The organism is Halochromatium salexigens, assembly GCF_016653295.1.
Lineage (GTDB): Bacteria > Pseudomonadota > Gammaproteobacteria > Chromatiales > Chromatiaceae > Lamprobacter > Lamprobacter salexigens.
Window position 1 is genome coordinate 15,892 of the sequence record NZ_NHSF01000013.1, and the last position, 15,116, is coordinate 31,007.

General features: G+C 62.0%; 8 protein-coding genes. 4 read left to right on the top strand and 4 right to left on the bottom strand.

Annotation, left to right across the window (positions count from 1 at the left end; genetic code table 11):
- Positions 1–4 precede the first annotated feature (4 nt).
- The 4 genes from CCR82_RS02045 (at position 5) to CCR82_RS02060 (ending at position 5,507) form a co-directional block, all read left to right on the top strand.
- Positions 5–1,531, top strand: a complete 1,527-nt coding sequence (locus tag CCR82_RS02045; RefSeq protein WP_201243699.1) for a substrate-binding domain-containing protein — start codon at positions 5–7, stop codon at positions 1,529–1,531.
- Between the two features lie 58 nt (positions 1,532–1,589).
- Positions 1,590–2,264, top strand: a complete 675-nt coding sequence (locus CCR82_RS02050; protein ID WP_338073079.1) for a hypothetical protein — start codon at positions 1,590–1,592, stop codon at positions 2,262–2,264.
- A 271-nt stretch (positions 2,265–2,535) separates the two neighbouring features.
- On the top strand, positions 2,536–4,305 hold the full coding sequence (locus CCR82_RS02055; protein WP_201243700.1) for an MGH1-like glycoside hydrolase domain-containing protein: 1,770 nt from the start codon (positions 2,536–2,538) through the stop codon (positions 4,303–4,305).
- The gene (locus tag CCR82_RS02060) at positions 4,287–5,507 is read left to right on the top strand and encodes a glycosyltransferase (RefSeq protein WP_201243701.1); all 1,221 of its coding nucleotides are present in this window, start codon (positions 4,287–4,289) and stop codon (positions 5,505–5,507) included. The genes CCR82_RS02055 and CCR82_RS02060 overlap by 19 nt, the downstream gene beginning before the upstream one ends.
- A 132-nt stretch (positions 5,508–5,639) precedes the next feature.
- Here CCR82_RS02060 and CCR82_RS02065 read toward each other — a convergent pair whose 3' ends face one another.
- From CCR82_RS02065 to CCR82_RS02080, 4 genes are all read right to left on the bottom strand, one after another.
- Positions 5,640–6,467: an MBL fold metallo-hydrolase gene (locus CCR82_RS02065; protein ID WP_201243702.1), complete on the bottom strand. Its 828-nt coding sequence runs from the start codon at positions 6,465–6,467 to the stop codon at positions 5,640–5,642.
- Positions 6,468–6,546: 79 nt separating this feature from the next.
- Entirely contained in the window at positions 6,547–6,858 is a 312-nt protein-coding gene (locus CCR82_RS19035; RefSeq protein ID WP_201243703.1) for a TraR/DksA C4-type zinc finger protein, read from the bottom strand.
- A 107-nt stretch (positions 6,859–6,965) separates the two neighbouring features.
- Positions 6,966–7,655, bottom strand: a complete 690-nt coding sequence (locus tag CCR82_RS02075; protein ID WP_201243704.1) for a PEP-CTERM sorting domain-containing protein — start codon at positions 7,653–7,655, stop codon at positions 6,966–6,968.
- Positions 7,656–7,750: 95 nt separating this feature from the next.
- Positions 7,751–14,491: a choice-of-anchor I family protein gene (locus CCR82_RS02080; protein ID WP_201243705.1), complete on the bottom strand. Its 6,741-nt coding sequence runs from the start codon at positions 14,489–14,491 to the stop codon at positions 7,751–7,753.
- Between the last annotated feature and the right edge of the window lie 625 nt (positions 14,492–15,116).

The following is a 15,116-nucleotide window of genomic DNA, read 5'->3' on the forward strand; positions in this document are numbered from 1 at the left end:
TGTGATGAACGATGATGCAGACGCCCAGGCCCATCCCGAACGAGCGGTGATCAGGGAGACACGCAGCGGTCATCGCGGCACCGTCCTGCGCAAGACGAGGCCCCGCGCGTTGGTTGCGGCACTCTTGCTCGCGGTGGCCTGTGCCGCCCCAGCGGCCGAGAAACTGTTCGACTTTGGCTCGCTGAACGTCGATCTGTCCAAGGTTCAGGCCAAGCCAGACTCCGCGCCGGTTCAGATTAAAGCGTCACCCGAGCAGCAGCTCGAGAGCACCCCGGAGAGCCCAGCACCCCAGGTGCTGCCGAAGGACGCTGAGGCCGACATCGACAAGACCGTCAAACAAGCGCAGCTCAAGGTCGCGCCGGTCTCCGTCAAACCCAGCACCGGCGGCAAGCAAGCGGTGCTCTACCCGGTGCCCGAGGACCGGGATCTGATCGAGGTCAAGATCGCCGCCGGTTCGGAGAAACGCGGCTGGCTCGAAGCCGCCGCCGAACGCTTCATGGCCGATCCAAGCCTGAAGACCCTCGATGGCAAGCCGATCCGGCTGATCATCGATAAGATCGGCTCGATCAAGTCCGGGGCGCTGATTCGAGACGGCAAGTCGATGCAGAACGGGCGCAATGAGTACCAGGTCTGGGCGCCTGCCTCGAGCATCTTCCGCGGTGTGGTCGAAGAGGCCTTCAGCGGCGGAAAACTGTTCGAGACGGACGACTCGATTGCCCGCAGCCCGATGGTCTTTGTCACCTGGGGCCCCGTGCAGCAACAGATCGATGCGCAGCTGCAGAAGTCGATGAGCTTCGACACCATCACCGAGCTGTTCACGCGCGAGCTCAATGGCGAGCTGATCGACCCGAACGGGCGAACCTACCAGTTTGGCTTCACCCGTCCGGACAGCTCCAACTCGGGCGCCGTGGCGCTGATCACCATGGCCTACGAGTTCTTTGCGCCGCAGCGCGGCCGCTACAAGATGCGCATGGAGGATCTCGAAGACCCGGCCTTCCAGGCCTACCTGGCCTTCATGAAATACATGTCGGACCAGAGCAAGACCAGCACCGGAAAGCTCGCTGAGCCGCTGATGCAGGCCGGCTATGGCGGCCAGCCGCTCTCAACGGTCTATGTCTACGAAAACCTGGCCGTCAAGCTGGCCTTCATTCGCGATGCCAATGACCCCGACGGCCCCAAGCCGGTGATCCGCTACCCGCGTTACAACCTGGTCTCGGATCATCCCTATTACGTCCTGCGACACGGAAACTCGCGCGAGCAGGTCGAGGCCGCGAAGCGCTTCAAGGACTATCTGCTCACGCGCGACATGCAGCTGATGGCGCTCCAGCGCGAGGGCTTTCGCCCGGTCAGCACCGAGATCAGCAACGAGGAGATGAATCAGGTCTTCGGCGAGTTCGTCGACAACAACGGTCTTGTCCCGGATCTGATCAAGGCGAGCCAGGTGCTCGTGCCGCAACAAAATGGCGCGGTCATTGATGCCCTGATCAACACCTATACCGAGCTCGGCGACCCTCAGGGTAACAATCTCTAGACGCGCGTCGATCACCGCGGCGCTTCATTCAAGGTCGGAAACGGCGGAGGAAAATGACGTGATCAAGAAAGGTGCATTGACGGGCGCACTGTTGTTTGCGGTCGTCGCCAGTAGCGCTCAGGCCGGCAGTTTTGGGGATCTGTTGAAGCAGTTCGGCGCCTTTGATTTCGGTGGCACCGAGTTCGATACCAGCGAGATGTCGGGCAACCAGAAGGAGTGGGCTGACCGCGAGCGTTGGGTCAAGGAGTCGCTCGAACAGGCCTATCAGGCGCTGGCACGTGCCGACCAGGATGTGAGCCTGTTCGATTTTCAGAACTACATCAACGTGCTGCAGATTCAGTGGACGCCCGACTACTTGGCCGATCCCGCCAACATCGGCAACCTCAATGCCTATGCCACCTTCACCGAGTACCTGTCGCGCTACCTCGCGGTCAAGCAGGAGCTGATTACCGCGATCGCCGAGCTCAACACCCAGTACGCGATCCTAAACAAGGTCGATCCGCGACAGCTGACCGGCCCCTTCCAGCTCGACTCGACCGGCCAGGCCCGAACGCTGACCGAGAAGGCCGCCGGCTCAGTTGACACCACCGCCGCCCAGATGGCGTTAGCGACCTCGGCCGGCGCGGTCGAGAAGTACACCGCTGAGCTCAATCGCGCGGTCGACTACGGTCTCGAATTGGAGCGCTACTTCCGTGACGCGGCGAATATGGGGCCTGAGCAGGCGGCGCAGTAACGACGCCTGCCAAACTGCGACTTGCGACTCCGATCGATGCATGGGCCGTGGCCTGCTCCGGGATGAGCAGGATCAGCAATCGGAACCATGAGGGTGAACATCAATGGCCAGTTCACGCGACTGTCACTGATCACTGTCAAACTCGCCATACGATCTCATCGCAGCCGAGGGTACCGGGAGATGGAACGTTTCGCAGACGAGCTAGACCTTGCCCAATATCAGACTGATCTGATGACGATGTCGGCGATCGCTGCCATTCGACGACAGTTCGATGCCGATACTAGTGGTTGATCTCATCAGGCAACTACGCCGTCTCCTGAGACAAGGCCGCTCGAGCACAGACCGTGTTGCGGCGTTCGCTGGCCGCGGCACACGGGGCCTGCAGTATCTCTGGCACCTGTTGGTCTGGTCGCGGATCTCGGCGGGACGCTCCGGGCTGCTGCCGATTGAGCTGCCGCCCGAGGTCCTGCGCCGCAAAGGGATCGAGACACCGCCGCCGCACCTGCGGGTCGCGGGCCATGCCCAAGCCGCCGTCTTCGAGCGCGGCTTCGCCGAGGTCTATGCCCTGCTGTTCGCCAACCTGCAACAGGCCGATCTGCTGTCGCCGACGCGCCACGCCATTCCTGGCCCCGCCTTTCGCGGCGTCTATCTCTGGGATTCCGCGTTTATCGCGCAGGTCTGGCGCTGGTGGGACGCTGGTGTCGCCGCCGAGGTCCTCAAAGCGGTCATCGATCTGCGCGACGGTGACCGTCTCCAACATGTCGTCACCGAGTTCCATCAGTCGCGCTACACCCAGCCGCCCCTGATCGGCTGGGCCCTGCTTGAGGTGATCGACGCGCTGCCCAAGGACCAGGCCCGTTCGCTGCTCGAGACCACCTACGAGCCCCTGCGACGCTATCAAGCTTGGCTCGACGCCAACCGCCAGCTCGCCGATGGCCTCTACTTCTGGGCCCATCCCTACGAGTCCGGGGTCGAGAACGCACCGCGCTTCAGCAATACCGACGAGAGCGCCCTGCGCGACACCCGCACGATCGCCGCCCCCGATTTCAGCAGCTATGTCCTGCTGCAGCTGGACGCCCTCGCGCAGATGGCGCGGCGTCTGGACCACGCAGCCGATGCGGCTGCCTTCGCGGCCAAGGCGGCCGCATTGCGCACTCGCATCGATGAGCAGCTCTGGGATGAGGTGACCGGGCTGTACCTCGACCGCGATGGCGCCGGCAAGCCGATCCGAATCGCCACCATCGCCTCGCTGATGCCGCTCTGGGCCGGCGTCCCGGATCAGACCCGGGCAGACCGCCTGGTTCGACAGCTGACGGATCCAGAGCGCTTCGGCACCCGCATGCCGCTGCCGTCGGTCGCCCGCAACGAGCTGAGCTTCGAGAAGGACATGTGGCGCGGCCCGGTCTGGATCAACACCGCCTATGCCGTCGTCCAGGGGCTGTTGCGCTACGACCGGCAGCAGGAAGCCGGTGAGCTCGCGTTTCGGCTGTGCCAGGGGGTCTACGGCGTGTTCGAGCGTGAGCGGCGCCTCTATGAGTTCTATGATCCGGATGCCCCGCAGACGCAGGCCCTGCGCCGCAAAGACGGCAATTGGTGGAAGGCTTTGACCCTGGGCCGGGGGCCGCAGCGCGACTTTGTTGGCTGGACCGGGTTGGTCAATAATCTGGTGCTCGAGGTGCTGCTCGGACTCGAGCTGGGGCCGAATCAACGCAGTCTCTGCCCGCGCCTGCCGCCGGCCTGCCAGGGCATGCAGCTGGAGGTCGACCTGCCTGTGCTTGGTCTCTCGCCAGATCGCTGCCCAGACCTCTCGCCGGCCCTTGCGTCAGCCATTTCGCCAGACGGATTGGAGAGAGACGGCTCTTCGTCGGACCCTCAGCCCCCGAGCCGACTCCAAATTCGGCTGCGGATGTTGGACAATGACCGCTTCGAGGGATCAGTCAGTCATCGAGGAGCGGTCGCACATTTCCAGGCCGGTTTTGCCGAACGCGTCCCCATCGATCCGCTACTGCAGAAGGCTCAGCCATGCGCTACTGCGACCTGACCCTCGCTTACACCGAGACCAGCGGCGGCATCCGCACCTATATCGACCAAAAGCGCCGCTGGATCGCTGAGAACAGCGACGACGAGCATGTTCTCATCATCCCCGGCGAGCACGACCGCGCGTCGCAGACCGGCCAGCTCCTCACCATCGAGCTGCAGAGTCCGCTGATCCCTGGCGCCCATCCCTATCGGTTCTTTTGGCGACCGGACAAGGTCCGGCACGCGCTCGCGCAGAGCGCGCCGGATATCGTTGAGCTCGGCAGCTTCTTCGTCGAGCCCTGGGCCGCCTTTCGCTACCGCGACGAATGCCGTCAGCACCACAGGCGCTGCCTGGTCTCGGCGTATTTCCACACCGATATCGCGCATGCTTACGTCGGCGCGCCCTTGCGGCACCTCCTGGTCGATGGCGTCGAGGAGATCAGCGAGACGCTCGCGGCCTGGGGACACCGGGTCAGCGAGGTCATCGAGAATGGCGCCGAGGCGACCTTTGGGCAGATCTTCAGCCGCTGCGATCTGACGTTTGCGGCAACCGCGGCGCAGGCCGCACGCATCGCCGAGTATGGGGTCAGCGGCACCGAGGTCGTCCCGCTCGGCGTGGATCTCGATCAATTCTCGCCCGAGCAGCGCAGCACCGCTTGGCGACGACAGCAGGGGATCGGTGACGATGAGGTGCTGCTGCTCTATTGCGGGCGGCTCGACAGCGAGAAAGCCGTCATCCGGCTCGTCGATGCCTTCGAGCAGCTTGCGGAGCAGCCGCGCTTCCACCTGTTCCTGATGGGCGAGGGGTCGCTGCGCGAAGCGCTCGAGGAGCGCGCCGCGCAACGGCCGCGCCTCCGGGTGCTGCACTATGAGCGCGACCGCGCTACCTATGCGCGGGTCATGGCCTCGGCCGATGTCTATGTCACCGCCGGCGCCTACGAGACCTTCGGCCTGGCCGTGGTCGAGGCGCAGGCCTCTGGGCTGCCGGTCGTCGGCGTGGATGCTGGCGCCTTACGCGAGCGCGTGGCGCCGGATCGCGGACGGCTCGGGCCGGTCGATGATGCCGGCGCCATGGCATCGAACATCCTCGAGGTCGCTGCCGAGCGCCAGAGGCTTGGGGCGGCTGCACGCCGGCATGTGCTGGAGTCCGGCTATGGTTGGGAGTCGACCTTTCGCCAGCTGTTCGCGATCTATCGAGCCGCAACGGGGATGCAGGATCTCTAAGGGCAGCGAAAAAAGAGCGATCATCTTGGTCTTGCCCTGCCCCGCGTATCACCAGCGCCATGTGATGATGCCAGGAGCGCCATCCGCAGGCCTGATGCCTGATGAGCCTGACGTTGGAGACGCTTGCCCAGTTTAGGACGCTGTAGCAGGTACTGGAGCGACAGTTTCAAGGGATGGCGCCGCTGAGGCAACGGAGAGCGGCTGCAGAGCGAAGCACTCACCGCGTCGGGCGATACGCAGCCCGGTACGCCTGATCTGCTCTGCCGCTTGCTCCGACTCGTAGTGATAAATCACCATGCGCTGGCACTGATCGGGGCTGTATTCGGTACGGATCTCGTCGAGACCGCAGTGAGATGGGTTTGGCTCGACACCGCAGTCGTGGAAGATCCACTCGCCACGGCGCGCGTAGCGGTTCAGCACCTCTGGGATCGGGCGGGTATCGCCGGTAAACAGGAAGCGTCCTTCGAGGGCCAATCCGAAGGCCGATAGGTGCTCATGGTGGCGCACCGAAAACACCGTGAAGTGCAAGCCCCGGTGCCAAAAACCATCCGACACCGGGATCAGTTGGAACACATCCCAGAAGTTCGATCCGCCTTCGGCGAGCAAGCACGGATAGTCGGCGAGGCGACGCTGCATCACGGTGATGAGGGCGACGGGGACAAACAGCTTGACCGGGGGCAGCCGAGGCGTCGCTGTCGCCAGACGATAATAGAGCCCTTCAAGACCGCCGATGTGATCGAAGTGTGCGTGGGTGATAAACAGCGCCGACGGCGGCGCAGAATAGGTCTCGAGATGCGCCTCGAGCGTGGTCGGCCCACAGTCAATCAGGAGCCAAGGCCGATGACCGGCCTCAAGCACGGCAGCGGAAGAGCCCAGCCTGTACGCTTGAGAATTACCGACGCCGAGAAACCGCAAGCCGAGATCGGCTGATAGATCGCTATTGACGTCGGTGATTGCCATGGGTGGCGCCGTCATCAACCATCAAACAACCCGTGTTTGCCTGATACCCAGTTGGGAGCACCGCAGGCTCCTCGCGGAATCAGTGCGGACTCGACCGGCGTTCATGGCGCTCCTGGCAGAGCGTGCATCGATGCGCCCTAGGGACGTGCTGGAGACGCGCTTGCGGAATCGGTGCGCCGCAGTCGCGGCAGTCTTTGCGACCAGCATCGGCCTCGAACTGTCGCCGAATGGCAGTAATCGCCGACATCGTCATCAGATCTGTCTGATATTGGGCAAGGTCTAGCTCGTCTGCGAAGCGTTCCATCTCCCGGTACCCTCGGCTGCGATGAGATTGACTGGCGAGTTTGACAGTGATCCGTGACAGTTGCGTGAACTGTCCATTAATCTTCATCTTCTTGTCACCGATGACGCTTGACCGATAAGGCCGAGTGCATCCGTCTGCAGATCGTCGGCCTCATCGATAGCGCGGTTTTTGGCTAAACCCTCGGCGTGGAATCGTTAAGCAGCGCTGTGGAACTTTCGGTCGAACCGCGCGCGCCGACGCGAGATGCCGAGTCCGACGAGCCCGACGAGCCCGATGGCGAACAAGGCGAGTGTGGCCGGTGCCGGAACAGCCGAGACCGCATCGAGCGCTTGGATTGAGAAGGTCACATCCGCAGCGTATTCACCGTTAAGGTCGCTGTTATCGATGAAGAACTGCTCGAGGGTGGACGCAGTATCGAGCGTGGTTCCTTGGGCGGGCGAGAAATCCTGGCTCGTCAGCGAAAAGATTGCTCCGGCCGAGCCGGGATAAGGGTCGCTGCCCAATGAGTTCGCATCGTTCCGGTTCAGGAGGAAATCGATACTGTTTCCCGCAAAGCCCAGCTCGACAATATCGAAAAACGAGTCTTTTGAACCGCCTTGGTCAATTGAAATCGAGCCTCCCAAAAAGAAGAAGTCGTAGAAAAGCCCGTTACTGGTGATACCCTGAAAATCTCCGCCCGAGGCATCTAAATTAAACTCGAGTGATTTATTGAAATCATCAGTCAATAAGCTTAGACCTAATAATGGATCAAAAGCGTAGAAGATGCCGCCAGCTCCATTCGATACATCGCCAACACGTTGAAAACCAGTCAAATCAAGCGGCGCCGCGAACGCGGTCGTCGTCAGGCCAAAGGTCAAGGCAAACGCGGTCAGTGTCTTTTTCATGATTGCAATTCCTCATTGATACGCATTGAGACGCGTACCGTTGCCCCATTGCCCAATGAGCAACGGCACGCGTGAGAACGACGGAGAAGCTGTGATTAGGCGATCAGACCATCGATGGAGCCGACATTGATCCCCAAGGCGTCAATACTCTCGAAGCTGCCACCGATGAGGATCAGGTCGTTCTCCTCTCCAGCGGTGATGCGGGCATAGCGCGAGGTGAGCAGGACGTCGTAGTCATCGCTCGCAAGCTGAATGCTGTCGATGCCGGCCTCGAAGTCCATCACACGGGCATAGTCGCGCGCACCGTCGCCGATGGTGTCGAAGGAGAAGATGTCCTCATCGCCACCCCCGACTAACAGATCGCCGAAGCCGCCTCGGCCCGCGATGATCTCGGCCTCATCAGAGCCGACCAGGTAGTCGCGACCCGAGGTGCCCTCGACGAGCAACCGCTCGGGCGCTGGTGCTTGCAGGTTCAGCCCGACGATCACCGGGTCGTGATCGGAGGAGCCGAACGGCGAGGTCGAGTCGCCAAGCGCGTCGAATTGGAAGGCCGAGTACTGCTGGGCGTGGGCCTCAAGGCTGTTGACGTTCCAGATCGTGTAATCCTGGATCTGGTCCAGCAGGCTCTCGTTGGCAAATGCATAATCCAGCGTGCCGAGACGGCCGTCGAACTGGTAAGAGATCGAATCCGCGTCAGCGAGGTTGCTGAAGCCATCCGCGTCGAGTGCTTGAATCGCGCGTTCCATCGCGTAGGCGTTGAAGTCGCCGATCGTCAGTTGGTCGGGATCACCCGAGCCGGTCGGGTCGGTTGCCAGCCAGTCGGCCAGTTCCTCCGCCGCCGCAATCCGCGTCAGCGCCGCTGAGCCCTCGACGTCAGTGTCGTCCGGCTCGCCATCGACGACGACGCCGGTCGGACTGCCCTTCGACTTGAGATGATTGACCGAGACGGTGAAGACCTCGCCGGTGCCGTTCTCCTCGAAGGACTGGGCGAGCGCCGGACGGTTGAGGTCGCGGCCGGCGCCCAGCGGATCGATGAACGCCTCGCTGTCGAGCACCGCGCTGTCACCGATCGGCGTGACGGCCTCCGGCTTGTAGATCACCGCCTGTTTGATCGCATCGCCGCCGACCTTGCCGGTCGCGATATAGTCGTAGGTGCCCGCACCCAGTTCAGCATTCAGCGCATTGACCAGCGCGGCAACGGCTTCGTCGTCCACATCGCCGAGATCGTTTTCGATCTCCATCAGGCCGAGGATGTCGGCGTCGATCGCGCTGATCGCGGCGACGATCTTGGCGGTCTGATCGGCAAGCTCCTGCGCAGTGCTTGCCCCGCGGGCGTCGCTGTCCTCTGAGGTGAGGGTCGTGAAGTAGTTCAGCACGTTGAACGACGCCACCTTGAGCCGACCCTCGATCGCTTCCGGCGCGTCCTGACGCGGATAGGGGTTGACGGATGGATCGAAGTCAACCGCGCCCTGCGTCTCCACCTTGTAATCACCGAAGGTGTAGTGCATGACGCCGTTGATCTCGTTGTCGACGATGCCATCGCCCACGCGTGGCGCGCTGGACAGGCTATCGTCTTCGGCATTCTCGAACAGCAGGTAGTCGCGGGCATTGGCCTCGGCCAACGCCTCGGCCGCTGGCGAGAAGCTCGCGTGGACCTGGGTCGGCTGCATCAGCGGATCGCCCGAGGTCACCCCGACCTCGCCAAAGCGGGTATAGGTGTCGGTGACAGTCAGCGCCTCGCCCTCGCCGGCGGTGACCGTCACCTGCATGCCCTCGATGCTCTCGAAGAAGGCCGCGGGATCAGTGACATCCGCCAGCGGCAGACTGACGCTGGCCGGGGTCGGGAGCGCGACGCTCTCGGCCTCGACGACGAGGTCCTGGAGCCCGCTGAGCTGGGTGGCATCAAAGAACTCGTCAACGGTCGCCGAGAACGAGACCCGATTGCCGACTTCGACGCTCGGATCGGAGCCGGTGTAGACGAAGATCCCCTCCGAAGTCGCGTCGTCGCCGTCGGCATCGGCGTCCTCTTCCTGCAGGAAGAAGCCGTTGAGCTGATCGCTGACAAGGGTCACGACCGCATTGACCGACACCGTCTGATCGATCAGGGGTGAGACGAAACCTGCGCCCTGGATCGCGCTGATCAGGGTGTGTTCGACTCGTTCGCCTTCGGTCGGGATGAACCCCGGCGAGGCGATCGCCGGCTCCTCGCCGCTGTCACCAGCAGTCAGCATTGTCGCCACCGTGTCCTCGAAGTCCTCGAGCGTGGCGAACTGGCCCGCGGCGACTTCCCAGGCGCGTCCGCTATTGCCATCGGCATCCGGGTAGGTCGCGACATCGATGATGTCGTCAGCATCGAGGCCATCGTTTGGGGCCTGACCGATTACTGGCTCATCGCGCAGGAACAGAGTGACCGCATCGCCGCCGTTGCTCAGGCCAGAGCCGTCGGTCCAGCCGACCTGCAGGTTGGTCAGGTCGATGTCATCGCCCCAGACTGTTTCCCATCCGGCGGCATCCGCCGAGTCGCCGACCACGACGATCGCGCTCTCGCCCGGCGCAATCGAAACGATGTTCTCGATCTTGGTCGCGTCGGTTGGGTCTTGGCTTTCGTCGTCGTAGAAGAGATCGCCGAATGCAGCGTCGTCCCAGACGACATCGCCAACATTGGTGATCTCGAACCAGTCTTCGGTCAGATCGCTGCCTGCTTGTCCGGGCCAGATCTCGGAGATGATCAGCTCGGGCGCGGCAGCCTCGGGCTCGAGGACAGTATCCGTGCGGAAATTCAGGTTTTGGATACGTTCATCGAGATTGCGGCCAGTGTCGGTCGCACCAAACGCCTCGCCGCCGTTGTCCGGGTTGAAGTTGTCGTCCAGGTATTCGGCGAGGGCGTCCTGCTCGGTGCCATCATCGGCGAACGTCGCATCACCGGTTTGGTCCCCATCCGCATTACCATCGCCATCAAGATCGGTGAGGTCGACGCGATTGGCTTCGGGTCCGGACGGGAAGGGATAGTCATCCCCGCCGCCGGCCAGGAAATTCAGGGTCACGACGCGGAAGGTCTGGCTGGCATCGCCAACGAGCTCGCCGTCGCGCACCAGTTCAGCGATGAGGTCGTCGTTCTCATCGAAGATACCGGCACTGTTGATGCGATCGCCGGCCGGCAGGTCGGAATCGTAGGAGAACTTGACACCGGAGACCTGCGGGAAGCGACCATCGACACCAGGAATCGCGCTGATACCATGCTCCAGGACAGCGACCAATTCCGCCTTGGTCAAGGTCAACAAGGTCAAGCCATTGTTGAAGGCCAGTGTGGTCTGGATATCGTTTTGGCTGATACCCCCTTCCGGCTTGACGATATTGCCGTCGCTGTCGATGACCGCCTCGTTCGGGGAGCGAACTGGCTCGGTCCCACCAGGAGGAACGATCGTCTCACCGATCGAAGCCCGAATCCCGCCGCCGTTCTTGATCGACACGACCACGCTGTCGTCGAACTCCCGCGCGATCGACAGGTTCGCATCGGCGGTCAGATTGCCCAGGTTGGTTTCCTGAGTCCGGACACCATCGGTCTCCTCAGGCGTCTCGACACCAGAGCGGTTGCCGTTGAGGAACACCTCGGAGACGCCGAAGACGTTGCTCTCGGTCGCGACGACCTGCGCCTCGATTGCATCGGCAATGGCTTGGATCTCGGGGTCGATCAGCCCTTCGGCATTCAGGTCGGCGACGCCCTGGGCATCGGTCGCATAGGCACCGGAGACCTCGGGATCGTAGCTGTTGGCGATGATATGGCCGTCGCTGTCGAAGTCGATCACCAGACGGCCAACGTATTTGTAGCTGCCATCGGTGTTGACCACCGCGGTCGTCACGCCATCGGCATCGGTGACGAACTGGGGATATTGGCCTTGGTCGCTGTCGCCCGCACGGATGCGATCATTGTCGTCGAACAAGCGCGTATTGGAACCGCCGGCAACGATGATATCGACGTGGCTTAACCGCTCGGCTAATGCCAGCTCGATGTCGAGCTTCTGCATATGGGCCAGCAGCACGACCTTGTTCATGTCAGGGTTGGCCGCGAGTAGCGCATCGACCTCTGTTTGGATCTCAGCTGCCAATGCATCGAGCTGAGCAGGGGTTGGATTGCCATCGAAGTCAGCCGGCGCGATGCCCAGATCACCGGGGCTGGAGATGCTGTCCAGGGTCGGCGTCGTCGCACCAACCACCCCGATGTTCTCGCCGTTGACATCAATGACGGTGGAAGAGGTTACGACACCTGCTTGGGGCGCTTGGCCGCCGGCAACCTGCAGCGGGTCCAAGTTGGCGTCGGTGGCAAAGTCGAGGTTGGTGGACAGGTAGGGAAAAGCGGCTCCAGTGAAGTCCTGGCCGTCCAAATCCGTGCCGGTCAATGCCGAGAAATCACCGGCCGCAGAACCGTCGATCAGCCCAGCCAGGGTTGCGGTGCCGAAATCGAACTCGTGATTTCCAAAGGAGATCGCCTGGAAGCCGAGCTCGTTCTGGATCTGGATATCCGCGATGCCCGCCGACCCGAACGCTGCCTCGGAGGCATCGAAGAACAGGCCGGGAATGAAGGCGTCACCGGCTGACAAGGTCAGCGTGTTTTCGGGGAGGCCGTCGCCGCCCAGATCCTGAGCCCGCAAGGCATTGAGCACAGCTGAGAAACGCGGGGCATCCTGAATGGCCGCCGACCCGGCTTCCTGGTCAGCGGCATGGAGCAGTTCCAGGGTATAGGCTCCTTCCTCACCACTGTCAGCGGCAAAACTGCCCACGGGGAACGGGTTTGCAGCGGCGTCGTTGCTCGACTCACCGTCCAGGGCGTTCGGACCACTGAAGGTCCAGTTGCTCAGCTCAAACGTGTTGCCATCCGGGCCAGTGCCCGCTTTCCGGTAGGCCCAGCCATCCAGGTATTCCCAAGGCTGTCCGGTACCATCGACATCGATGTCGCCAAAGAGGTCAACGACCTCGCCGTCCTTGAACAGCTCGATGGCATCGTCGCCGTTGATCGAGGCCGCATTGCTCGTGAAGTCAGGCGCAAAGCCGAAGAAGTCTTCAAAGCCCGTGCTTTCGGAGGCGATGTAGAGGTACTCGCCGGCATTCACTGAGCCACTCAGGTTCAGTTCTTCACCATCGCTGCCGCCGCCGTTATTGGCCCCGCCAAGGCCGTAGCTGCTGAGATCGGCGATGTCGTTGACCGCATACAGCTCAATCGCCTTGGGCACCCCGCCCGAGAGCGGACCATCGATGACGCCGGAGATCACCAGATCGCTCGCTGCAGCCGCTGGCGACTCGATCTCATACACCGTCGTGGTACCGCTCACCTCGTTGGAGACCGCCAGCAGCGGCTGCCCGTTCGGGCTTTCCTCGGCGGCGATGAACGTCAGCCCTTCGGGGCCAAGATTGCCGACTGCGGTGTTGGTCGAGCCATCGGCGAGCTCGGCATCGACGCTGAAATCGCGGTTGTTGATGTAGGAGACGAAGGAGGCGTTGGCCGGACCGGTGATGTCATAGACCATGATGCCGCCGACGCGCTCGAGGCCGACGAAGGCATAGGTTTGACCGTCGATCTCGCCGAGGGTGACGCCTTCCGGCTCTGGGCCTTTGTTGTCGCTGCGGCTCTCGAAGCTGTCGTTCTCGTCGTTGTTGGCGTTGAAATCGTCGGGGAAGGCTTGTGCCGTGATCCGCTCGAAGTCATCGCCGCTGTTGAAGACCAGGTTGCCTTGGCTGTCGAAGATGCTGAACGAGCGGCTGCCGTAGGCATGGATCTGGTCGATGTCGCCATCGCCGTCGGTGTCGCCATCGACCGTGGAGATCGTGAGGCGGCCGAGCTGGTCATCATCGGCAATGTTGGGGTACACATCGGTGATGCTGGCATCCAGCCCAAGGCCAGTCCGCCCGAAGGAGGTGACCTCATCGAGATCCTTGAGACGGACGGCATCACCGGTCGCGTCTGCATCGGCATCGCCGCGATCGTCGCCTTCATTGGCGGTGACATAATAGGTCTCACCACCGACCTCGTGGACGGCGAGCGCGTCCGGCATCTGCAGGCCAAGGACGGGCCAGGTCTGGATGTTGATGCCGGAGTCGCGGTCACTGGGATCGAGGCCATTGCCGGGTTGGCTGTGGTCGATCGGTTGTAGCGGCTGGATGTCGGTGACGGTGGCCGTGTTGATATCGACCACCGCCACCGCATTGGCCTCCTGCAAGCTGACATAGGCCTGGGCGCCGTCCGACGTGATCGCTACGTATTCGGGCTCGACATCCGCAGAGAGGGTCTTGCCAGGAAAGAGCCGCAGGCCGGCAGCCTGCAGCTCGGCCTGTTGCGCGTTAAAGGCATCGAAGGTCGCCTTTTGCTCGGTAAAGGTGTCGATGTCGATGAGGCTGACCGAGCCGTCCGGATCGACGCCGCCGTCGGGCTCGCCTTCGTTGGCGACGACCAGGGTGCTTCCGTCGGGGGTAAAGGCGACCATGTCGGGCAGCGCGCCCACGCCGACCTCGGCGACCAAGGTGGGGTTGGCAAAATCGGTCTCATCGGCGTTGAAGAACACGACCTTGCCGGGATCGGTCGACACCGGGGCTTCGATCGCCACCGCAATCAGCCCCTCCTTCACCGCCACACTGTTGGCACTGGAGCCAAAGGCCGAGGCATCGAGACTGCCGAGCTTGATGGGATTGGCGGGGTCACCGAGATCCAGCACGTCGATCGTCGTGGCATCGGCGTTGACGACAAACAGGCGCTGGGTCTCCGGGTCGTAGGCGTTGATCTCTTGCGCGCCCTCGTCGAAGACACCGGTTTGGTAGGTTCCGAGAGGATTCAGGACAATCGACATCGTCAGCTCCAACAGTTGATAACGAGATAGACAGAGGCTTCACAGGGCGGCTGAAAATCGATGAAAGACGCGCGCTAGCGAACGGGTAAATACGCTCGCGCGTCTTCATCGTTTGGCATCACAGCGGAAATCGTTTTACTGCGTCGAGTGATGGACCACAGTCATGATGACCGTCAGGGTCGATATGGGAATCTTGCTAGCGGCTATCGTCTTAACAGTCGAGAAGAGAGTTGCTGCGAACTAGCAGCTTTCGCGCCACTTTTATTTTTATTTAAAAAACAACCGGTTATAGGGCGGCTTTATGGATGCCACTTCAGTGAAGTAAATAAAGCTGACGTTGTTACCAATAAAAGTCATTATTGTTACTTTATCTTTTCTTATTCGCCATTGTTCTGTCATCGATCACAGGCATACGTTCGCTTTTACACAACACTTGTTGCCGCGACGTGCCTATTGACGCCTTATTCCATTTTTCAGGCTGCGGGGCATAGCTGTAAAATTTTCTGACATTCGTTTGATCTCCTCACGCTAGCGTTGGGGCCTAAGAGACTGCCTAGGGTAGAGTGCGCGCCATTCACAGCGGTGTGACAGCGCAACGGCAGTGACCCCTGGGCAGCAAGCGCAG